Here is a 21,776-nt window from a genome sequence, read left to right as displayed (position 1 = left end):
GCATCCCGGAGCCCGCGGCCTGAACGATCGGTCAGTAAACTGGTCGGGTGAGCGCATACGTCTCGGCGTTCGAGCTGTTCTCCATCGGAGTAGGACCCTCGAGCTCCCACACGGTCGGTCCCATGCGGGCGGCCCGCGACTTCGTCGTCCGCCTGCGGGAGTCCGGCGCCCTCGCCGGCACGGTGCGGGTCTCGTGCACGCTGTACGGCTCGCTCGGCGCGACCGGCATCGGTCACGGCACGCCCGATGCCGTCGTCGCGGGACTTCGCGGGGAGGACCCGGCGACCGTCGCGCCCGAGGCCGTGCGACGCACGTGGAACGACTGGCCCGGCGGCGCGCTCCGGCTCGACGCCATCCACGACGTCGCGTTCGCGAAGGACGACATCGTCTTCGCGCCCCGGACGCGGCTGCCGGGTCACCCCAACGCGATGACGCTCACCGCCCTCGACGGCGCCGGCGCCGTGCTCGCCGAGGACACGTACTACTCGGTCGGAGGCGGCTTCATCCGCCGCGAGGGTGAGCCGCCGCGCGTTGCGGCGCATCCCTTCCCCCTGACGTTCGACACTGCGGAGGAGCTCCTCGCGATCTGCGACGAGCGCGGGCTGACGATCGCGGAGGCCGCGCGCCTCAACGAGGAGGCGCTGCGCACCGAGGCGGAGGTCGCCGCGGGCCTCGACGCGATCTGGGACGCCATGGCCGGGTGCATCCAGGCGGGCCTCGCCGCCGGCGGCGAACTGCCCGGGATGCTGCGCGTCAAGCGCCGCGCCGCCGCCATCGCCGAGCAGCTGAAGGACGCCGAGGCCGCCGGCCACCGGGAGCTGCCCGGCGAATGGCTGGGCGCCTTCGCGCTCGCCGTCAACGAGGAGAACGCCTCGGGCGGACGCGTCGTGACGGCGCCGACGAACGGCGCGGCCGGCATCCTTCCCGCCGTCGCGATGTACTGGTGGCGCTTCCTCGCCGACTCGGGCCTGGGCATCGGCAACGCCGTGACCCCGCACGGCGAGCTCGTCGGCAGCGCGCTGCTCGGCTTCGCGGCGCGCCGGGAGCTCGGACCCCTCGCGCCCGACGTCGTCGACGAGGAGCTCATCGCGGACGCGAACCGCCGCCGAGGCATCCGTCGATTCCTCCTCACGGCGACCGCGCTGGGCTCGCTCTTCAAGGCCAACGCCTCGATCTCGGGAGCCGAGGGCGGGTGCCAGGCCGAGGTGGGGTCGGCGTGCGCGATGGCCGCAGGCGGGCTGACCGCCGTCATGGGCGGAACCAACCGGCAGATCGAGAACGCGGCCGAGATCGCGATGGAGCATCACCTCGGCCTGACGTGCGACCCGGTCGGCGGTCTCGTGCAGATCCCGTGCATCGAACGCAACGCGATCGCCGCCTCGACCGCGGTGACGGCGGCACGCCTCGCCCTGCGCGGCGACGGCTCGCACTACGTCTCGCTCGACGCGGTCGTCGAGACGATGCGCCAGACCGGCATCGACATGTCGACCAAGTACAAGGAGACGAGCGAGGGCGGCCTCGCGGTCAACGTCATCGAGTGCTGACGTGCGTTTCAGTTGCGTCCTATCGCGGCGATCGCCGGTCCGGTGGGTTTGGGGTCGCGTTGTGCGGAACGTCCGGATGATTCCCGCCGTTTCGGCCCCCGATCTTCCTGGCTCGGTGGGTTCGGGGTCGCGTTGTGCGGAACGTCCGGATGATTCCCGCCGTTTCGGCCCCCGATCTTCCTGGCTCGGTGGGTTCGGGGTCGCGTTGTGCGGGAACGCCCGGCCGATTCCCGCTGTTGCGGCCCCCGAACTTCCTGGCCCGGTGTGTTTGGGGTCGCGTTGTGTGGGTATGCGCGGGTGATTTCCGGCGAAGGAGACCCCGAATAGGATGGCTAGGGTCGCCAGCCGCGACGCAGGAGCACCGCGCGCAGCTTCCGGGGAGCCTCCGGCGCCACAGCGCGGATGTTGCAGGAGGTGAGCCTGACCACTTCCCATCCTGCGGCCGCCTATGCGGCGTACTTCTCGATGTCGCGGTTCCACTGGGCCCTCGTGGTCCGGTGATGGTCCCCTTCGACCTCGACGATCGTTCGCTGTTCCCGATACACGGCGTCGCTGATGCCCAGCAGTCTGCCGCCCGCCTCGCGGATCTCGACGTCGAGCTCGGGTTCGGGCAGGCCCTCGGCCGCAGCGCCCAGGCGGAAGTCCGTTTCGAGCGGCGACATGCTTCCGACCCGGATCTGTTGGAGCGCCGCCTCGAGCAGTGCGCGTCGTCGGCGCCACGGCGCCCGCGCCGCCAGGCGCAGCTGGTCGATGCTCGCCAGCCGAAGGCCTGGCTGCGGACGGCCTGTCGCGTCGCGCGGAACGCGAACGATCGCATCGCCGAGGACGACGAGTTCGCGCTGACTCAGCTCACCGGCGAGCATCGCCCAGGTGGACGCCGGACTGGTCACCCGCAGATCCTCGACCATCCGCACGCTCGCGAGGTTCGGGGATACTTTGATTCCGCGGATGCCGCCGCCGCGCAGCCCGCGCGCGGGCGAGTGCATCGCGACACAGAGGTCGGCCCCGGGGTCGTGCTCGACCGGCAGTCGCTGTGCGACGGCAGCCGTCCGTCCCGCGAAGAACGCGTTGGGCGGCATCACCAGTGCATAGGCCCGGACTCGGCGCATGACGGCTCGTCGGGTTTCACGGTCGATCGTGAGCGGACTCTCGTCCTCATCCGCGGCATAGGCCTCGATGATGCGTTTCGTTCTCACTCCCCGAAACGGCCGTTCGAGGTCGAGAGCACGCAGGCGTCCGAGCGTGACGCCGGCCCTCACCGCGTCGCCGATGCGGAAGGAGTCGTCGAGCGAGTCGGGAAGCGATCGCGGTGGGCGAGGCATCCCTCACTCTCAATCGACCGCGTCGCCAGCTGCCGCGGGGTTCCCGCGGCTGTGGAGGCGCCTCTGAATCGGACGTCCTGTGGAGGAGTGGTTCGCCATGGGCGAATCGTTGGCACTCTCGTATGTCGAGTGCTAATCTGGGCGTAGTTGAGCCGATGTGACTCAACTTCCGAAGACCAGACTGAACAACCCACCAGAAGGAGACGAAATGGCCCAGTACGACCCGTTCCGCGACCTCGACCGCTTCGCGTCGAGCCTTCTCGACGCGCGCCGCGGACCCCGCCGCATGCCCATGGACCTCTACCGCGACGGCGACCACTACGTCCTGACGGCCGACATGCCCGGCATCGACCCGGGGTCGGTCGACATCGACGTCGACGGCCAGCTGCTCACGATCCGTGCCGAGCGCACGCTGACCACGGGCGAAGGCGTCAAGTGGATCACCCGCGAGCGCGAGGCGGTGAGCTTCCTCCGGCAGCTCAACCTCGGCCAGGGCATCGACACCGAACGCATCACGGCGAACTACAGCAACGGCGTCCTGAGCGTCACGATCCCGGTGAGCGAGAAGGCCAAGCCGCGCAAGATCGAGGTGACGTCGGATGCCGAGCAGCCGACGATCATGGCGCACGAGAGCCGCGACGAGCCGCAGCCCGTCGAGCAGTGAGCTGACGGCCGGACGGCGCAGCCGCGCAACCGAGACCGCCCCGAGTCCCCGCGACTCGGGGCGGTCCGCGTTCTAGGCTGACGCCATGCCCGAGTACGCCGTCCCGACGCCGCGTCGGCGCGGACGACCGCGCGGGGGTGAGTCGGGCACGCGCGACCGCATCCTCACGTCGGCGGTCGAGGAGTTCGGCGAGCACGGGTACGACAGCGCGACGATCCGCGGGATCGCGACGCGGGCGGGCGTGGATTCCGCCCTCGTGCACCACTACTTCGGCACGAAGGCCGATCTCTTCGCCGAGGCGGTCGGGGCGCCGATGCGACCCGACGTCGACGTTCCGGCGATCCTGGCCGGCCCTCGCGACGAGCTCGGCGAGCACATCGTCCGGTACGTGCTCGAGGCGTGGGAGCGACCGGACGTCCGCAAGCGCGGCGTCGTGCTGCTTCGGTCGGCGCTCGGCAACCGCTTCGCGACGCCGCTCCTCGCGAGCTTCCTCTCGCGCGAGCTGCTCGGCCGCATCGCCGCCGAGCTCGACGTGCCCGACGCTGAGCTCCGCGCGAGCCTCGTCGCCTCGCAGATCGCCGGCATCCTCATCGCGCGGCACGTCCTGAAGCTGCCGGCGGTGGCCGCGGCATCCATCGACGACCTCATCGACCGCATCGCGCCGACCGTGCAGCGGTACCTCACAGACTGACGCTTGACGCCGACGCTCGGGGGAGCGCACTATTCATCACATGATGAATAACTTCGTCGAGGCCGACGGTGGCTGAGAACGCCGTCGAGGTGCGCGGCCTGCACGTGCGCCGCGGCAAGATCGAGGTGTTCCAGAGCCTCGACCTCGACATCCCGCGCGGCCAGATCACGGGGCTGATGGGCCCGTCCGGCTGCGGCAAGACGACGCTCATGCGCTCGATCGTCGGCGTGCAGAAGGTCGACGGGGGCACCGTGACCGTGCTCTCCGACCCCGCCGGAACACGTGTGCAGCGCCGCCGCGTCTCGTACGACACGCAGGCCGCCTCGGTGTACGGCGACCTGACGATCCAGCAGAACCTCCGCTACTTCGCCCGCATCATCGGCGCGCCGGCGTCCGACGTCGACCGGGTCATCTCGCAGGTCGGCCTCGCCGACCAGGCCAGGCAGACCGTCGACTCCCTCAGCGGCGGACAGGAGAAGCGCGTCTCGCTCGCCGTCGCGATGCTCGGCACGCCCGAGCTTCTCGTGCTCGACGAGCCGACGGTCGGGCTGGACCCGCTGCTGCGCTCGGAGCTGTGGGAGATCTTCCGCTCCGTCGCGGCGGCCGGCGCCACGATCATCGTCAGCAGCCACGTGATGGACGAAGCCCTCCGCTGCGACCGCATCGTGCTCCTCCGCGCCGGCCGGATCATCGCCGACACGACTCCCGCCGGGCTGCTCGCAGACACGGGCCAGTCGGATCCGGATGCCGCCTTCCTGGCCCTCATCGAGAAGGATGCCGCCCACGGCCACCATCCGCGAACACGACGCGAAGCGCGAGAGGAGGCATCCGAGTGAACGGCATCCGCACCTTCGCCACCGCCGGACGCGTCCTCCGACAGCTGAGCCACGACCCGCGGTCGATCGCGCTCATGCTCATCGCGCCGAGCCTGCTCGTGGGCCTGTTCGCCTGGCTGTTCAGCGACCAGGACGGCGTCTTCGACATCTACGGGCCGCCGATCCTGGCGCTGTTCCCGTTCATCATCATGTTTCTCATCACATCGATCACGACGCTGCGGGAGCGTCGCTCGGGCACCCTCGAGCGCCTCATGACGACGCCCGTCGGCAAGGGCGACTTCATCGTCGGCTACGCGATCGCGTTCGGGCTGATGGCCCTCCTCCAGGCGATCGTGACCGTCTCCTTCGCCGTGTGGGTGTGCGGGCTGAACACCGACGGACCCGCGTGGCAGCTCGGGCTCGTCGCGGTCGCCGATGCCGTGCTCGGGATGGCGTTGGGCCTGCTCGCGAGCGCGTTCGCGCGCACGGAGTTCCAGGCGGTGCAGTTCATGCCGCTCATCGTGTTCCCGCAGATCCTGCTCGGCGGGCTGTTCATGCCCCGCGACCAGATGCCCGACGCGCTGTACGCCATCAGCAAGGTCCTGCCGCTCAGCTATGCGATCGATGCCATCAACGCCGTGACGGCGGGGGATGCCCGGTGGGACGTCTACGGCCCTCTGCTGGTCGTGCTCGGATTCCTCGTGGCCGCGCTGGTGCTCGCCTCGCTCACTCTGCGGCGGCGGACGCCGTAGCGGCGGGTCCCGGTCTGGCGACAGCTCGGCGTTCGACCCCTCGACAGGCTCGGGGACCGGAGGGTCGGGACTGGGGCGGTCAGCAGTCGGTGGGCTGCAGCCGCCGCAGCTTGGCCGTCAGCTCACGCAGCTGATCGAGCTCGTCGTCGCTCAGCACCGACATCCGCTCGGCGATGGCCTTGCCGTGCGCCGAGGCGATGCGCCGGAAGGCGGAGGCGCCGTCCTCCGTCGCGCGGACGAGCGCTCCGCGGCCGTCGTCGGGATCGGGGCACTTCGAGATGAGGCCCCGAACGACCATGCGGTCGACGAGGCGCGAGACGCTGGGCTGGCTGATGAGCATGTTCGCCGTGACGTCGCGCAGACGCGCCGTCATGTCATCGGCGCGGGTCACGGTGAGCAGCACGTCGTACTCCGCCTGGGACAGCGTCGTCCCGTCGAAGTCGCCGTTGATGTCGCCGAAGATCTCGTGCTGTGCGCGGAAGAGGCTCTCCCAGGCGTCGATGGCGAGTCGCCTGTCGGTCATGGCAACAGACTACGGCGAACCTCCGTCGTCGGGGCCTGGTCGTAGGCTGTGCGCATGGGGTGGGTGGTCCGGCGCGCCGTCGCGCTCGCAGTCGCGGCATCCATTCTGCTTCTGATCGCAATGTGGGGCGCCGGCGTCGCCTTCGCGGACGACGTCGCGCGCTCTGCGGGCGTGGCGTCCGCCAACGATCCCGTGCTCGCCGCGGAGTCGGGGAGCGTCGACGATTTCCGCTTCACGAGCCTCGACGTCGACTACACGCTGACGCGCGCCGACGACGGCACGAGCCGTCTGCGGGTGAGCGAGCGGTTCGTCGCAGAGTTCCCCGAGTACGACCAGAACCACGGGATGCGGCGACTCGTGCCCGACAGGTACCTCGGCGCCCCGCTCAACCCGCACTTCGTCTCGATCACCGACGGCGACGGCAATCCGCGCCCTGCCGAGGTGGCGAACGAGGACGGCGTCTTCTCGATGACGTCGCGCGCCGACGATTTCGTGCACGGCGAGCAGACCTACGTCTTCACGTACACGCTGGAGAACGTCACCCGGTACTTCCGTGACACGGGCGACGACGAGTTCTACTGGGACGTCAACGGCACCGAGTGGGCCCAGCCGTTCGGTCGCGTGACGGCGACGCTGCACGTCGATCCCGATCTCGCCGCGGCGCTCACGGGGGATGTCTCGTGCTACCACGGCTACCAGGGGGCGACCGATCCCTGCACGATCGCGATCCAGCGGGAGGATGCCGGAGCGCAGGTCACGGCGGCCACGGGCGACCTCCAGCCGTACCAGACCATGACGATGGCCGTGGGCTTCCAGGGCGGCACCTTCACCCCCTTCGACCCGTCGTTCTTCGCCTCCGTCTGGGGATGGCTGCAGTCGCTGGCCGCGCTGGGCGTCATCGCCGGTCTCGTCTGGGCGATCGTGACGCGGGCGCGGCGGCTCCGTGACGCGCCCGGCCGGCCGACGATCATCGCGGAGTACACGCCGCCCGCGCACATCGACGCGCTCGAGAGCGCCGTGCTGCTGGGTCGCACGTCGAAGGCGATCCCGGCCGAGGTGCTCGAGCAGGCGGTGGTGGGCAGCATCCGGATCCTGGAGGGCAAGCGCCGCTGGTTCGGCGGTGCGCGGCTCAAGGCTCAGCTCGTCGACCCGACGCGGGCCGACGGAGACGGCCGCATGCTGCTGGACGGCCTGTTCCCCGGAATGGTGATCGGCGACGCGTACGAGTTCGGCCAGACCGACCGGCGGTTCTCGTCGGCGGCGCAGGCCATCGTGAAGGCGGCCAACTCCGAGCTGGAGCGGCGGGGGCTCCGCCGCAAGGTGTCGGCCTGGACCCGTGCCCTGCCCGTCCTGGCGACGGGCGCCGCGGCGACCCTCGTCTTCCTCTGCGGCATGGCCGCGATCGACGCCGCCGTCGTGGAGTGGGTGCCGATCGTCCTCATCGTGCTGGCGATCCTGGCCGAGGTCTTTGTCATCTCGCTCGTGTCGCGCAAGCCGCTCACGGCCCTCGGCGCCGAGGTGCGCGACCACCTCGCCGGGCTGCGGGTGTTCATCGAGTGGGCCGAAGCAGACCGGATCAGGATGCTGCAGTCGCCGCAGGGCGCCGAGCGCGTGCAGGTCGACACGGCCGACCGCCGCGTGATGCTCAAGCTCTACGAGGCGCTCCTCCCGTACGCGGTCGTGTTCGGGCAGGAGAAGCGCTGGGCGCAGGAGCTCGCGGTGCTCTACGGCGACCAGGGGACTCCGGTCTGGTACTCCGGCTCGAGCGGAGGCTTCAACGCCGCCGCGTTCTCGGCCGGCATCGGCACGCTGTCGGCGAGCGCGTCGTCGGCGTCGTCGTCCGGCGGGTCCGGGGGCGGCGGATCGGCCGGCGGCGGAGGCGGCGGCGGAGGCGGCGGCGGGGTCTGATCGCCCGCGCCGTCCTGTCACAGGAGAGACGCCTGTTGCCTCGCGGCCCAGGGCGATACGATCCGGATGACGGGACAGGGGAGTCCGGGGGGACGGCCCGTCGACGGGCTCACTCGCACGGATCGTCAAAGGAGAACCCCCATGGCCGCCTCGCCCGCATCCGACATCGTCAAGGCCGTGGGAGGGCCTGGCAACATCGAGAGCCTCACGCACTGCGCGACGAGGCTGAGGTTCCAGCTCAGAGACGCGGGCGGCGTCGACCAGAAGACGGTCGAGTCGATCCCCGGCGTCATGGGCGCCGTCCCGCAGGCGGGCGATCGCTTCCAGGTCGTCATCGGCGGAGGCGTGCAGAACGTCTACAACGACATCATGGCGCTGCCCGACATGAAGGGCGGCGCGACAGCGGCGCCCGCGGACGACGACATCGACGCGATCAAGGCGCGCGAGCGCAACAAGGGCGTGCGCGGCAAGGTCGCGTGGATCGACTCGCTGTTCGAGTTCCTGTCGGACTCGTTCCGGCCGATCCTCGGCGCGCTGCTCGGAGCCTCCTTCTTCATCACGTTCATGGCGCTCATGGCGACCCTCAACGTGATCCCGGACTGGAACGCGCCGGGTGTCACCCTCGAGCCGTCGTGGGCGTTCATCAACCTCATGTGGCAGAGCGTCTTCGTCTTCCTGCCGCTCATGGTCGCCTACAACGCGACGAAGAAGGTCGGCGCCGACCCCTGGGTCGGCTTCGCCATCATGGCGGTGCTGATGCTGCCGGGCTTCACGGCGCTCGCGCAGGGCGTCGAGCCGACCGCCCTGTTCGGCAACCCGGCCGCGCAGGTCGCGATCGTCCCGGTGTTCGGCATCCCTTTGCCCATCGCGAACTACAGCTCGCAGGTGTTCCCGCCGCTGCTCATGGCGGCCGCCCTCGGTCCGCTCTACAAGCTCCTGCGCCGGATCATCACCCCGAACCTGCAACTCATCTTCGTGCCGTTCTTCGCGATGCTCATCATGATGCCGCTCACCGCGTTCATCATCGGACCGATCGGCGTCTACGTCGGTGCGGTGCTGGCGAGCGTCCTCGCGGCGATCAACTCCTTCTCGCCGTTCATCTTCGCGATCGTCATCCCGCTCGCGTACCCTTTCATGGTGCCGCTGGGCCTGCACTGGCCGATCAACGCGATCATGCTCCTCAACATCCAGACCCTCGGCTACGACTTCATCCAGGGCCCCATGGGCGCGTGGAACTTCGCGTGCTTCGGCGCGACGGCGGGCGTGCTGATCCTCGCGTACCGGCACCGCGACACGCAGATGAAGCAGACGGCGACGGGGGCGCTCGCCGCGGGACTCCTCGGCGGCATCTCCGAGCCGTCGCTGTACGGCATCCATCTGCGCTTCAAGCGGATCTATCCACGCATGCTCGTCGGATGCTTCGTGGGCGGCCTGACGATCGGCGTGGGCAGCCTCATCCTCGGCCTTCCCAACGGCGTCACGACGCAGGCGTTCGTGTTCACGTCGCTGCTGACGATCCCGGCGTTCGATCCGATCGGCCTCTACGCGATCGCGATCGCCTTGGCGTTCTTCACGTCGATGATCCTCGTCATGCTCTCGAACTTCCGCACTCCCGAGCAGCAGGCCGAGTTCGAAGCGGTGCGGGATGCTGCCGAAGCCGCCGCGGCGGCCGAGCATCTGGCGCCCGCCGCGGTCGAGGCCGCTGAGCCGCGCGCCATCGACGCTTCGGAGGCAGCGCCCGCCATGGCGGCGGTGCCCGTCGCGACGGCGGTGCTGGAGCGTGCCGCGATCGAGATCGCGGCTCCGCTCGCCGGCACCGTGCTGGCGCTGTCCGAGGTGCCCGACCCCGTCTTCGGCGGGGGAGTGATGGGACCGGGCGTCGCGATCGAGCCGACCGGGGACACCGTGTACGCGCCCGGGCCGGGCACCGTCGCCGCCGCACAGCCGACGGGTCACGCGTTCGGTCTCGTCCTCGACGGCGGGCTCGAGGTGCTCATCCACGTCGGCATCGACACGGTCAACCTGAAGGGCGAGGGCTTCGACGTCAAGGTGGCGAACGGCGACCGGGTCGAGCTCGGCACGCCGCTCGTGACGTTCGACAGGAAGATCATCGCCGACGCGGGCTATCCGCTCATCACGCCCGTCATCGTCCTGAACGCCGACGATTTCGGCGGAGTGACGCCGGTCCCCGGCGGCACGGTCATCCCCGGCGACCCACTGATCTCGGTGGATCCGAAGGAGGCGTAGCGTACACGCGAACTGGAACGGGGTGCCGCGAAGAGCGGCATCCCGTTCCTTTTTCTTCGCATTCTGCGCAGCCACGTAACGTTCTCGTGTCAGAAGTATGAGATCGAATTCATAGTGCTTTGTCAGGGAAAACCCGGCTGTTACATTTCCCCGGGGCGCTCGGCGATCCCGAGTGCAGATGCAGAAGGAGTAACGCGTGACACGACGCAATCTCGGCCTTGGGGCCGTCATTGCGGCGGGCGCGACAGTGGTGGCCGGCATGGCATTCGTGCCGTCGGCTGTCGCCGCACCCGCCGATGATTCACAGCCGGCCGCAGCGCAGCGGCTCGACAACCGACCAGGGCCCCTCACGGCCCGGCAGAACGACAGGCGCAAGGCAGCCCAGAAGCTGATCCTGTCGGGGAAGGCGTCGGTCGACCCGGTCGACGGCTCCGTGCAGGTCGGCGACAAGTACTACCAGGCCGCTCTGACCGGCACGGCGCAGGTCTTCACGATCCTGTCGCAGTTCGGCGATCAGGGGGACAAGAAGCTCGGCACCGTCCCGGGGCCGCTGCACAACCAGATCCCCGAGCCGGATCGCACCGTGAACAACAGCACCCACTGGGTCTCGGACTTCAACCAGCCCTACTACACCGACCTCTTCTTCGGTGAGGGCGAGTCGTTCAAGGACTTCTACGAGAAGCAGTCCTCGGGCGCCTTCAGCGCGGCCGGCGGGGTCAGCGACTGGGTCACCGTGCCCGGCAACGCCTCGGTGTACGGCGACAACGCCGTCGAGGACTTCGGCGGCTCCTGGAGGTTCATCGCCGATACGGGCAACGCCTGGTACAACGCGCAGAAGGCCGCGGGCCTGTCGGACGACCAGATCAAGGCGGCGCTCGCGCAGTACGACGTGTGGGACCGGTACGACTACGACAACGACGGGAACTTCAACGAGCCCGACGGGTACATCGACCACTTCCAGGCCGTGCACGCGGGCGAGGGTGAAGACGCCGGCGGCGGCGCGCAGGGCGAGGACGCCATCTGGTCGCATCGCTGGTACGTCAACCAGACGGACTTCGGAAAGACCGGGCCTGCCAACGCCAAGTTCGGCGGCACGCAGATCGGCAACACCGGCATCTGGATCGGCGACTACACCGTCGAGGCCGAGAACGGCGGCCTGGGCGTGTTCTCGCACGAGTTCGGTCACGACCTGGGCCTCCCCGACCTCTACGACACGAACGGCGGCGAGAACTCGACGGCGTTCTGGACGCTCATGTCGAGCGGCTCGTGGCTGGGCCACGGCACCGACGACATCGGCACGACGCCCGGCTACATGGGCCCGTGGGAGAAGCTCCAGCTCGGGTGGCTCAGCTACCACGTCGTGCAGCCCGGGCAGTCCGGCGCGTTCACGCTGAGCCCCGCCGCGATCCAGACCGCCGGCCAGTCGCAGGGTCTCGTCGTCGACGTGGCCGACGAGGCCGTCTCGACGACGTACACGACGCCGCCGTCGGCGCCGAACGCGTGGTGGACGTCGAGCGCCGACGACCTCAACACGACGCTCACGCGCACGATCGACCTGACGGGCATCTCGAAGGCATCGCTCACGGCGAAGGCCTGGTACGAGATCGAGGACGGATTCGACTACCTGCACGTCGAGTACAGGCCGGCCGGTTCCGCGGACTGGACGCCGCTCACGACGATCAGCGGATCGACGAAGGGCAAGTGGACCAACCTCAGCGTCACCGTGCCCGGCGGCGGCCCGGTCGACTTCCGCTTCCGGTACCAGTCCGACGGCGGTGTGCACCTCGCCGGCGCGTTCATCGACGACATCGCGATGAAGGCGAACGGGAAGACGATCTTCACCGACAACGTCGACGGCCCCGACGCCAACGGCTGGACGGCTGCGGGCGGCTTCAAGAAGAGCACCGGCACGGAGCAGTCGGTCGGTGACCGGTACTACCTGCTCGAGAACCGCACGTACGTCGGCTACGACGACACGCTGCGGACGGGCCCGTACCAGTTCGACAAGGCCTACACGGCGCCCGACCACGTCGAGCACTTCCCGTTCCAGGACGGTCTGCTCGTGTGGGCGGTCGACGAGACCTACTCCGACAACAACACGATCGACCACCCGGGCCACGGCCTGACCCTCCCGGTCGACTCGCACCCGGCGAAGTTCACGTACTCCGACGGCACGGGGCCGAGCAACCGGCGTCAGCCGTTCGACGCGACCTTCGGCCTGCAGCTGACCGACCCGGTCGCCCTCCACAAGGAGGTCCTGACCGGCAAGGGCAAGAACCAGACGGTGCAGACCCTCGAGGCGGCAGCCCCGACGGGCCTGCAGATCGCCACATTCGACGACACGAAGATCGACGCGTACTTCAGCTCGACGAACCCGCTCGGCGGCGTCTACGTCGCCGGCGCCGGGGTCAAGGCCACGGTGACGGAGCAGAACACGGGCGGCACGCTCACGGTCTCCGTGACGAACGGCAGCCACTGATCCGCTGACACGGAACGGGCCCGCCTCCCCGAGGCGGGCCCGTTCTTCGTGTGCGGTCAGACGGTGCGGTGGGCCTGGTAGTACTCCAGGAGCGCGCGGGTCGAGGCATCCTGAGCCGCTGCCGCCTCGGCGTCGCCCTCGAGGGCGGGAGCGATCTGCAGCGCGAGCTGCTTGCCGAGCTCGACGCCCCACTGGTCGAACGAGTTGATGCCCCAGATCACGCCCTGCGTGAACGTGATGTGCTCGTAGAGCGCGATGAGCTCGCCGAGGACGCGCGGCGTGAGCGCCGACGCGAAAATCGACGTGGTCGGGCGGTTGCCCGGGAACGTGCGCGCCGCGACCAGCGCGCCCGTCGTCCCCTCAGCCTCGACCTCCTCGGCGGTCTTGCCGAACGCGAGAGCCTTCGTCTGGGCGAGGAAGTTCGCGAGGAACAGGCCGTGCACGTCGCGTCCGTCGGACTCGAGCGGGAAAGCCGGGTTGACGAAGGCGATGAAGTCGGCGGGGATGAGCCGCGTCCCCTGGTGGATGAGCTGGTAGAACGCGTGCTGGCCGTTCGTGCCGGGCTCGCCCCAGAAGACCTCGCCCGTGCCGGTCGTGACGGGGGAGCCGTCCCAGCGCACCGACTTGCCGTTCGACTCCATCGTGAGCTGCTGCAGGTACGCGGCGAAGCGGTGCAGCTGCTGCGCGTAGGGGAGCACGGCGTGCGTCTGGGCGCCGAGGAAGTTCGAGTACCAGACGTTGAGGAGGCCCATGAGGACCGGGACGTTCTGCGCGAGCGGCGTCGACGCGACGTGCTCGTCGACGGCGTGGAAGCCCGCCAGCAGCTCGCGGAACGCGTCGGGACCGAGCGCGATGACGAGCGAGAGGCCGATCGCCGAGTCGACGGAGTAGCGGCCGCCGACCCAGTCCCAGAAGCCGAACGCGTTCTGGGGGTCGATGCCGAACGCCTCCACCTTGTCGAGAGCGGTCGAGACCGCGACGAAGTGGTGGGCGACGGCGTTCGTCTTGGCCTCTTCCGTGCCGTCGAGGGCGCCGGCCGTCGACAGCCCCGACCACAGCCAGTCGCGGGCGAGCCGCGCATTGGTCAGTGTCTCGAGCGTCGTGAAGGTCTTCGACGCGACGATGAAGAGCGTCGTCTCGGGATCGAGGTCGGCCGTCTTCAGCGCGATGTCGGCCGGGTCGATGTTCGAGACGAAGCGCGCCGTGATGCCGGCGTCGGCGTACGGCTTGAGCGCCTCGAAGATCATGTACGGGCCGAGGTCGGAGCCGCCGATGCCGATGTTGACGACCGTCTCGACCTTCTTGCCGGTTACGCCGCGCCATTCGCCGGAGCGGACCTTCTCCGCGAAGGCGTCCATCGCGTCGAGCACCGCCTGGACGTCGTGATCGACGTCCTGTCCGTCGACGACGAGCTCGGGCGATGCGCCCGGCGGACGGCGAAGCGCCGTGTGCAGCACGGCGCGGTTCTCGGTCGTGTTGATGTGGTCGCCCCGCAGCATCGCCTGGAAGTGCTCGGCGACGCCGGTCTCCTCCGCGAGCTTCACGAGGCTCGCGAGCACGTCGTCGGTGACGAGGTTCTTCGACAGGTCGACGTGCAGGTCGGCGAGCGGCAAGCTCAGCTTCCCGACGCGGTCCGGGTCGCTCGCGAACCAGCCCCGGAGGTCTGGGTCGAAGGCGGAGCGGTGGGCGTCGAGCTCGGCCCAGGCGGAAGTGGCGGTGGCATCGATGGGGGCACTCACGCGTCCCACGCTAGCGCGGTGCGGACCGGGGGGACCCGCCTGTTTCGCTCGAGGGCGGGATGCCTCGGCCCGACGCGGCGCGCCGGCCGAGGCATCCCTCGTGAATCAGTACCAGTTGGTCGCGTTCGAGTGGCCCCACGCGGCGCACGGCGTGCCGTACGAGCCGCGGATGTAGCCGAGGCCCCAGCGGATCTGCGTCGTGGCGTTGGTCTGCCAGTCGGAGCCCGCGCTGGCCATCTTGCTGCCGGGAAGGGCCTGCGGGATGCCGGTGGCGCCGCTGCCCGAGTTGTACGACTGGTAGTTCCAGCTCGACTCGCGCGTCCACAGCTTCTCGAGGCACGAGAACTGGTCGGCGCCCCACCCGTACTCGCTCGCGGCGATCTGCCGGGCCGTGGCCTTGGCGCCCTCGGGGGTGTTCGCGGCGGCGAGGGCGGCTGCGGCAGCCTCGGCCTGGCGCTGCGCCTCGGCTGCGGCGGCTGCGGCGGCCTCCTCGGCCGCCTTCTGCGCGCGGGCGGTCTCGAGACGCGTCCGCAGATCGGTGGTCCGCGCCGTGACCTTCTGCGTCGCATCGGCGGCCGCGTCGGTCACGCCCGGCAGCAGGAAGGTCGGGAGCACGTCGAAGTTCGAGATGCGGTCGATCTCGCGGCGCAGCTCGGTCGTGTCGATCGTGGTCGTCCCCTCGACCGCGAGGCCGGAGGTCGCGACATCGGAGACCGCCTTCGAGGCCTCGTCGAGCGCGACGTGCGCGCTGTCGAGAGTGGCCTGAGCGTCGGCGGTGATCTTGACCATCGTCTGGCTGGGGCCGGCCGTGACGAGGGCCGGGGTGGCCGAGTACGCGAACGACGCGGGGTAGGCCGTGGTGGCGGTGCGGACCGCGGCCGAGGCCGACGTGGCGCCGCTCAGGGCGGCGGCGCCGAGCACGCCGGTGATGACGAGGGTGGTGGCGAGGGTGCGACGGGTCGGGCGGGCAGGCGTGAAGAGGCGCGTGGAGCGCATGCGCAGAAAATCCTTCGGGCTCTACTGCACCGGAGCAGGACGCACCGGCGTGGCCCTCGGGTTGGGCACGAGCGTCGAGTCTGCAAGGCGTTTCTGGACGGAACCCAAGGCTTCCCTGGACAGGACGTGTGAACGGATGCGAGGAAAACGGCCGATCCAGGGCTGAATTTCCGGCGGCTCGCCCGTTCAGGCGGCAAGAGTAAGGGCCGGTCGGAGAGGCTCCCGACCGGCCCTTGTCCCTTGCACCAAGAGTGTCCTGCAATCACATGCCGGTAGCTGCCACAGCAAAACAACTACCGTGCATGCACTCTATAACGGGGAGATAACGGAAGGGAAGACCTCCGCGTTATGTTTTCGTGATTATTTGCCGACGCATAGCGATCACTCAGGTTGAGGGATGCTGCGACCGCCGTCGTGCCCGCCGAACGGCGTCGTCGTACGCCCCGCGCACGAGCTCCCGTACCCGCGCCGACGTGCGCGCGCCGGGGTTCACGACAGCGATCCAGCCGAGCGCGGCATACTCGGGGTGGGGGAGGATCGCGTCGGTCTGCGCGTGGTCGGCGGGTGCAGCATCCCTCGGCGTGGATCCCGTGAGCTCGGCGAACAGGTCGCTCCCCACGTGGATGTTCACCCGCCACCGCCCGTCTCCGAGCCGCGAGGCCGTGTCGTCGGGGTAGTCCTTCGTGACGATCGTCGTGAAGGGCTGGGTGTTCTGCGGCACCTCGCCGTCGGGCGCGTAGTAGAAGAAGAAGTCGCCCCACGCGACCTCGGGGTATTCGCTGCCCGGCGCGGGCGCGAGCACGAGGATCCCCTCGAAGGCTCCGATGGTGTCGACGAGCTCATGGATCTCCATGGGCCCAGTCTGCTGACGCGCTCGCGCCTGCACCACCGGGGCGCGGGTGACGCGCTTCGTCGGAGATCGCCGCCCCGTCGGACGGATGTCGGGCACGGCGTCCGACGGAGCGGTGATCTCCGGCGGTGCGGCGATTCCGGCGGCGCGGCGGCGTCCGACGGTGCGGTGATCTCCGGCGGTGCGGCGGGTCAGTGGGCGGCGTATCCGCCGTCGACGAGGTGGTAGCTGCCCGACACGAACGACGCGGCGTCCGAGGCGAGGAAGGCGACGAGGTCGGCGACCTCCTGCGGGGTGCCCAGGCGGCCGAGCGCGTGCTGTGCGGCGAGGGCCGCCTGCGCGTCGTCATCGAGGTTCGCGTCGACGAGCGGCGTGTGGATGAAGCCGGGGCCGACGGCGTTCGCGCGCACGCCCTGCGCGCCGTACTCGAGGGCGGTGTTCTTCGTGAGGCCGACAACGGCGTGCTTCGCCGCGACGTAGGCGGACGACATCGGGATGCCGATGGAGCCGAGCACCGAGGCCATGTTGACGATCGAGCCGCCGCCGTTGCGCGCCATGACGGGCGCCTGTGCGCGGGTGCCGTAGAAGACCGCGTTGAGGTTGATCTCGATGACCTTCTGCCACGAGTCGATCGGGTACTCGCCGACGGGGGCGGCGGCGCCGCCGATGCCGGCGTTGTTGACCGCGATGCGCAGCGGAGCGAGCGCCTCCGCAGCCTCGACCGCGGCCGTGCTGGCGGCGGGGTCCGACACGTCGCCCACGAACGCGACGGCGGTGCCGCCCGCCGCGGTGATCTCGGCGACGACCGCGTCGGCGGCCTCCTGTCGCACGTCGGCGACGACGACGGCGGCGCCGTTCGCTGCGAGGGTGAGGGCGACGGCCCGGCCGATGCCGGAGCCTGCTCCCGTGACGACGGCCGACCGGTCGGCGACATCGTACGTAGCCATGATTTACCTCCATTGGTGGCGTCATCGCGTGGCGCCGTGGTGTTTCTCCGACAACTGTCGGTCTTGCGTGAGTTAACCTACACCTGTCGGATTACATTCCCGGAGGCGCCATGGACCCCCGCAGCCGCCGCAGCCGCGATCGGCTCTTCACGGCCGCCCTCGAGCTCGCCGAGTCGCACCCGATCTCGACGCTCACCGTGACGCAGCTCGCCGACGCCGCCGGCGTCCACCGCTCGACCTTCTACGAGCACGCGTCCTCGCCCGCCGACCTCGTCGAGCAGGCGCTCACCGGTGAGCTCGACGATCTGCGCGCCGCCCTCCTCGAGGACAGAGGGGATGCCGCGACCGCCGTCACGACCGTCACCGAGGAGGTGCTCGCCCACATCGCACGACACGCCCCCATCTACCGGCGCGAGCTGGCCGACGGCGGCGGGAGCCTGCACTCGATGCTCAGCCGGCATTTCCGCGAGACCACGCGGGTCCTCCTCGCCCGCTCCCGCGTGTCCATCGACGTGGAGGTCGCCGGCGTCCCGCACCGCGAGGTCGACGAGGCGGCCAGCCGGTTCCTCGCGGACGGGACGGTCGGGGTCATCGAGGGATGGCTGCAGCATCCCGAACCGCGTGTGAAGGACTTCCTGCGCGTGTACCTCGCGATCCTGCCGTCATGGTGGCCCCGGGCCGAGGGCTGAGAAGCGTCCGATCGACGCAGCCTCGGGGACCGGCTCAGCGGAAGCGGATCCGGCTCAGCGGAAGCGGCCGAGCCGGATGCCGGCGAGCGCGAGCGCCGCGATCGTCTCGCCGTCGCTGATCCCGCCGGACGCGATGAGCGACAGCACCTCGGCGAACGGCATCCACCGGACCGCGTCGATGCCCTCCTCCGCCTGGGAGTGCGCCGCATCGGCCTCGCGGTGCAGATCCCGCGCGAGGAAGACGTGCTCGGGGGCATCCGCGATTCCGTTGAGCGCGTTCATGCCGCCCAGGTGGGTCCACTCGGACGCGGCGAATCCCGTCTCCTCGAGCAGCTCTCTCTTCGCCGCCACGAGCGGGTCGTCGCCGTCGGAGCCGCCCGCCGGCACCTCGATCGAGGAGCCGCCGGTGGCATAGCGGTCGAGCGAGACGAGGCAGACGCGGTCGTCCGCATCCATCGCGACGATGAAGACGGCGGGATGCCGCATCTCGACGACTCCGTAGATCCCCGCGCCGTGGGGGCCCTCGACGTCGTCCTCACGGACGCGGATCCACCGGTTCTCGTAGACGGTGCGGGACGCGAGCGTCTTCCACGCCATGCCGATCACCCCTCCCGCGTCGCGGCGAGGCCGGCCGCGTAGCCGGCATCCCACGACTCCCGTGCGCCCGTGTGGAAGAGGTCGCGGTCGTGCTCGCGCACGATGCTCCGCGCGCCGGGCAGGTGGAGGTCGCCGACGAGGTCGGCGCGCCCGCGCACGACGGCGACCGGCACGCCCGTGGTCTTGCGCTTGACGAGGTCGGCGGCGGCCGCGAGCTCGTCGGCGACGCACGGGAGTGTCACGACGAGAGGGCGTCCCGCGGAGTCGACGCCGCCGCGGTAGTCCTCGAAGACCTGCACGCCGGCGGCCCCGATCGCGCTGTCCGTCTGCCCGTCGCGCCACGCCCGCCCGAGGGTGTCGGACACGATGACGCCGACGCGTGCGCCCGTCGCGGAGCGGAGCCCCTGCGCGAGGGCGCGCGCCGAGGCATCCGGATCCACGGGGAGCAGCAGCACGGTGCCCTTGGGAGTGTTGCTCGCGTCGACCCCCGCCGCCGCCGCGATGATGCCGAGCCGGCTCTCCACGATGCGCACACGACCGTCGTCCGACGAGGCGACGATGCGTACGCTCTCCGACTCGATCGCCGCCGTGCGGTCGTCCGCCGCGATCGTGCGGCCCTCGGCCTTCGACACGATCTTCGAGGTCACGACGAGGATGTCGCCGTCGCGCAGGTCGGTCGCGGAGGCGATGAGGGCGACGAGGTCGTCGCCGGCCCGGATCTCGGGGATGCCGCGCACGGGCACGATCGTGAGCTCGGGGGCATCGGGCATGCGGCCCACGCTATCAACGGCTTCGGTAGGCTCGTCGGCCATGCGCGACCTTCCCGGCGAGACGTCCGACCCCTCGACAGGCTCGGGGACCGAGGGCGGTCCGGGCTCGGGTCTCGACGGCGTGCGCGTCGTCCTCCTCGCCGGCGGCGCCGGCGGGTCCACCTTCGCCGTCGGCCTGCGCGACGTCGTCGCCGCGGCGGGCGGGCGCCTCACGGTCATCTGCAACACGGCCGACGACCTGTGGGTGCACGGTCTGCGCATCCAGCCCGACGTCGACTCGATGCTCTACGGGCTCGCCGGCGTGAAAGACCCCGTTCGCGGCTGGGGCCGGGCGGGCGACTCCGACCGCGTCTCCGACGAGCTGCACGCGTGGGGCCTCGGCTGGGACTGGTTCACCCTCGGCGACCTCGACCTCGGCACGCACATCGCACGCACGTCGTGGCTGCGCGACGGCGCCGGCGTCGGCGAGGTCGTGGCCCGGCTCGGACGCCGGTGGGAGCTCGGCGCGACGCTCCTGCCGATGACCGAGGACGAGGTCGACACGCTCGTCGAGTTCAACGACGAGACCATCCACTTCCAGGAGTGGTGGACCCGCTACCGGGCGCAGCGCGAACCCCGCCGCTTCGCCAACCCCGGCATCGAGCGGGCGCAGCCGGCTCCGGGGGTCGTCGAGGCGATCGCCGAGGCCGACGTCATCGTGTTCGCGCCGTCGAACCCCGTCGTCTCGATCGGGCCGATCCTCGGCATCCCGGGTATCTCCGACGCCATCCGTGCGGCGGAGGCGCCCGTCGTCGGCGTGTCGCCGATCATCGCGGGAGCCGCGGTGCGCGGCATGGCCGAGATGTGCCTCCAGGTCGTCGGCGCGGAGTGCTCCGCCACCGGTGTCGCGGGGCTCTACGGCGCCCGCGGCAGCGGCGGGCTGCTCGACGCGTGGCTCGTCGCCGAAGAGGACGAGGCCGAAGCGCCGCGCGTCGCGGGGCTCGGCATCCATCCGTCCGTCCGTCCGCTATGGATGAAGGACGTCGCACTCACGCGCGCCCTCGCGACCGACGCTCTCACGGCCGCGCTCGCGACGCGCTGACGCGGCTGAGACGGCGTCGCGCGCGCCGTCGGACTGAATGCCTCTTGCGGTCTGGGCCGCCGGACTTAACTATGGGGACACAGCCGGAAACGGGCGCGAAACCTTCATGCCCTGGAATACAGGAATCCGGCACGGAATGCCCGAGCCCGACGCGACAGGGACGCCGCGTCGACGACACGGGCGGCGACATGGAGGCGGCAATGGCTGTTGTTCGAGCGGCGATCACCCAGACCACCTGGACGGGCGACAAGGAGTCGATGCTCGACAAGCACGAGCAGTTCGCACGGGATGCCGCGGCACAGGGGGCGCAGGTCGTGTGCTTCCAGGAGCTGTTCTACGGCCCCTACTTCGGGATCACGCAGGACAAGAAGTACTACCGCTTCGCCGAGTCGGCGGAGGGGCCGATCGTGCAGCGCTTCGCGGCGCTCGCGAAGGAGCTCGGGATCGTCTCGGTGCTGCCGATCTACGAAGAGGCCGAGACCGGCGTGTACTACAACACCGCCGTCCTGGTCGACGCGGACGGCACGATCCTCGGCAAGTACCGCAAGCACCATCTGCCGCACCTCGACCGGTTCTGGGAGAAGTTCTACTTCCGGCCCGGCAACCTCGGGTACCCCGTCTTCGAGACGGCCGTCGGGCGGGTCGGCATGTACATCTGCTACGACCGGCACTTCCCCGAGGGATGGCGCGAGCTCGGACTCAACGACGCACACATGGTCTTCAACCCCAACGCGACCAAGCCCGGCCTCTCGAACCGGCTGTGGGAGGTCGAGGGCCCGGCCGCAGCCGTCGCGAACGGCTATTTCGTGCTGCAGCCCAACCGGGTCGGGCGCGAGGACAACGAGTACGGCGACCTGGCCGTCGACTTCTACGGCACGAGCCAGGTGATCGATCCGCGCGGCAACTTCGTCGGCGAGCGGGGCTCGGGCGAGCACGAGGAGGTGCTCGTGCGCGACCTCGACCTGAGCATGGTGCTCGACATGCGAGACGACTGGCAGTTCTACCGCGACCGCCGGCCCGACTCGTACACGAGGATCGCGAGGCCGTGACCGCGATGTCGAACCGAGGGATTCGCGAGCGCGGCAGTTTGCTGCGAGCGCGCCATCGCGCGACGCAGCGCTCGCAGGAAACAGCAGCGGTCGAGAAGGGGAGAGGGATTCAG

General features: G+C 70.2%; 19 protein-coding genes. 11 read left to right on the top strand and 8 right to left on the bottom strand.

Annotated elements, in window-relative coordinates; all coding sequences use genetic code 11:
* Nucleotides 1-47: 47 nt before the first annotated feature.
* Nucleotides 48-1,544 (top strand): L-serine ammonia-lyase, iron-sulfur-dependent, subunit alpha, encoded by a 1,497-nt coding sequence (locus tag AAIB33_RS12515; protein WP_345800287.1) that lies wholly within the window; start codon nt 48-50, stop codon nt 1,542-1,544.
* A gap of 446 nt (nt 1,545-1,990) precedes the next feature.
* Here AAIB33_RS12515 and AAIB33_RS12510 read toward each other — a convergent pair whose 3' ends face one another.
* Nucleotides 1,991-2,866, bottom strand: coding sequence for a hypothetical protein (locus AAIB33_RS12510; RefSeq protein ID WP_345800286.1), 876 nt, complete (start codon nt 2,864-2,866; stop codon nt 1,991-1,993).
* A 208-nt stretch (nt 2,867-3,074) separates the two neighbouring features.
* Between AAIB33_RS12510 and AAIB33_RS12505 the strand changes: the two genes are divergently transcribed.
* From AAIB33_RS12505 to AAIB33_RS12490, 4 genes are all read left to right on the top strand, one after another.
* Nucleotides 3,075-3,530 (top strand): Hsp20/alpha crystallin family protein, encoded by a 456-nt coding sequence (locus AAIB33_RS12505; protein ID WP_345800285.1) that lies wholly within the window; start codon nt 3,075-3,077, stop codon nt 3,528-3,530.
* 85 nt (nt 3,531-3,615) lie between these two features.
* Entirely contained in the window at nt 3,616-4,221 is a 606-nt protein-coding gene (locus AAIB33_RS12500; protein WP_345800284.1) for a TetR family transcriptional regulator, read from the top strand.
* A 68-nt stretch (nt 4,222-4,289) separates the two neighbouring features.
* Nucleotides 4,290-5,057, top strand: a complete 768-nt coding sequence (locus AAIB33_RS12495) for an ABC transporter ATP-binding protein (protein ID WP_345800283.1) — start codon at nt 4,290-4,292, stop codon at nt 5,055-5,057.
* A complete protein-coding gene (locus AAIB33_RS12490; protein ID WP_345800282.1) occupies nt 5,054-5,788 on the top strand; it encodes an ABC transporter permease in 735 nt (244 codons plus the stop codon). The genes AAIB33_RS12495 and AAIB33_RS12490 overlap by 4 nt, the downstream gene beginning before the upstream one ends.
* Nucleotides 5,789-5,867: 79 nt before the next feature.
* Here AAIB33_RS12490 and AAIB33_RS12485 read toward each other — a convergent pair whose 3' ends face one another.
* A complete protein-coding gene (locus tag AAIB33_RS12485) occupies nt 5,868-6,311 on the bottom strand; it encodes a MarR family winged helix-turn-helix transcriptional regulator (RefSeq protein WP_345800281.1) in 444 nt (147 codons plus the stop codon).
* Nucleotides 6,312-6,365: 54 nt separating this feature from the next.
* Here AAIB33_RS12485 and AAIB33_RS12480 point away from each other — a divergent pair, with 54 nt between their 5' ends.
* From AAIB33_RS12480 to AAIB33_RS12470, 3 genes are all read left to right on the top strand, one after another.
* The gene (locus AAIB33_RS12480; protein ID WP_345800280.1) at nt 6,366-8,219 is read left to right on the top strand and encodes a DUF2207 domain-containing protein; all 1,854 of its coding nucleotides are present in this window, start codon (nt 6,366-6,368) and stop codon (nt 8,217-8,219) included.
* A 141-nt stretch (nt 8,220-8,360) separates the two neighbouring features.
* Entirely contained in the window at nt 8,361-10,466 is a 2,106-nt protein-coding gene (locus AAIB33_RS12475; RefSeq protein ID WP_345800279.1) for a glucose PTS transporter subunit IIA, read from the top strand.
* Between the two features lie 196 nt (nt 10,467-10,662).
* Entirely contained in the window at nt 10,663-12,945 is a 2,283-nt protein-coding gene (locus AAIB33_RS12470; RefSeq protein ID WP_345800278.1) for an immune inhibitor A domain-containing protein, read from the top strand.
* Between the two features lie 56 nt (nt 12,946-13,001).
* Here AAIB33_RS12470 and pgi read toward each other — a convergent pair whose 3' ends face one another.
* The 4 genes from pgi to AAIB33_RS12450 all read right to left on the bottom strand — a co-directional run bounded on the left by pgi (nt 13,002) and on the right by AAIB33_RS12450 (nt 17,477).
* Nucleotides 13,002-14,684 carry a glucose-6-phosphate isomerase gene (pgi, locus tag AAIB33_RS12465; protein WP_345800277.1) on the bottom strand — a complete coding sequence of 561 codons (1,683 nt, stop codon included), beginning with the start codon at nt 14,682-14,684 and terminating at the stop codon, nt 13,002-13,004.
* 105 nt (nt 14,685-14,789) lie between these two features.
* Nucleotides 14,790-15,680: a phospholipase gene (locus AAIB33_RS12460; protein WP_345800276.1), complete on the bottom strand. Its 891-nt coding sequence runs from the start codon at nt 15,678-15,680 to the stop codon at nt 14,790-14,792.
* Nucleotides 15,681-16,065: 385 nt separating this feature from the next.
* Nucleotides 16,066-16,533: a DUF6194 family protein gene (locus AAIB33_RS12455; protein WP_345800275.1), complete on the bottom strand. Its 468-nt coding sequence runs from the start codon at nt 16,531-16,533 to the stop codon at nt 16,066-16,068.
* A 188-nt stretch (nt 16,534-16,721) separates the two neighbouring features.
* Entirely contained in the window at nt 16,722-17,477 is a 756-nt protein-coding gene (locus tag AAIB33_RS12450) for an SDR family NAD(P)-dependent oxidoreductase (RefSeq protein ID WP_345800274.1), read from the bottom strand.
* Nucleotides 17,478-17,587: 110 nt separating this feature from the next.
* Between AAIB33_RS12450 and AAIB33_RS12445 the strand changes: the two genes are divergently transcribed.
* On the top strand, nt 17,588-18,166 hold the full coding sequence (locus tag AAIB33_RS12445) for a TetR/AcrR family transcriptional regulator (RefSeq protein WP_345800273.1): 579 nt from the start codon (nt 17,588-17,590) through the stop codon (nt 18,164-18,166).
* A 54-nt stretch (nt 18,167-18,220) separates the two neighbouring features.
* Here AAIB33_RS12445 and AAIB33_RS12440 read toward each other — a convergent pair whose 3' ends face one another.
* Nucleotides 18,221-18,763 (bottom strand): NUDIX hydrolase, encoded by a 543-nt coding sequence (locus tag AAIB33_RS12440; RefSeq protein WP_345800272.1) that lies wholly within the window; start codon nt 18,761-18,763, stop codon nt 18,221-18,223.
* 5 nt (nt 18,764-18,768) lie between these two features.
* Nucleotides 18,769-19,533: a coenzyme F420-0:L-glutamate ligase gene (gene cofE, locus AAIB33_RS12435; protein ID WP_345800271.1), complete on the bottom strand. Its 765-nt coding sequence runs from the start codon at nt 19,531-19,533 to the stop codon at nt 18,769-18,771.
* A gap of 40 nt (nt 19,534-19,573) precedes the next feature.
* Between cofE and cofD the strand changes: the two genes are divergently transcribed.
* Entirely contained in the window at nt 19,574-20,614 is a 1,041-nt protein-coding gene (gene cofD / locus AAIB33_RS12430; RefSeq protein ID WP_345800270.1) for a 2-phospho-L-lactate transferase, read from the top strand.
* Nucleotides 20,615-20,814: 200 nt separating this feature from the next.
* Nucleotides 20,815-21,663 (top strand): nitrilase-related carbon-nitrogen hydrolase, encoded by an 849-nt coding sequence (locus AAIB33_RS12425; protein WP_345800269.1) that lies wholly within the window; start codon nt 20,815-20,817, stop codon nt 21,661-21,663.
* Nucleotides 21,664-21,776: the final 113 nt, after the last annotated feature.

Source organism: Microbacterium sp. AZCO (assembly GCF_039614715.1).
In the GTDB taxonomy this organism is placed as follows: domain Bacteria; phylum Actinomycetota; class Actinomycetes; order Actinomycetales; family Microbacteriaceae; genus Microbacterium.
The sequence above is the reverse complement of the archived record's forward strand: the minus strand, read 5'-3'. Positions and strand labels throughout refer to the sequence as shown.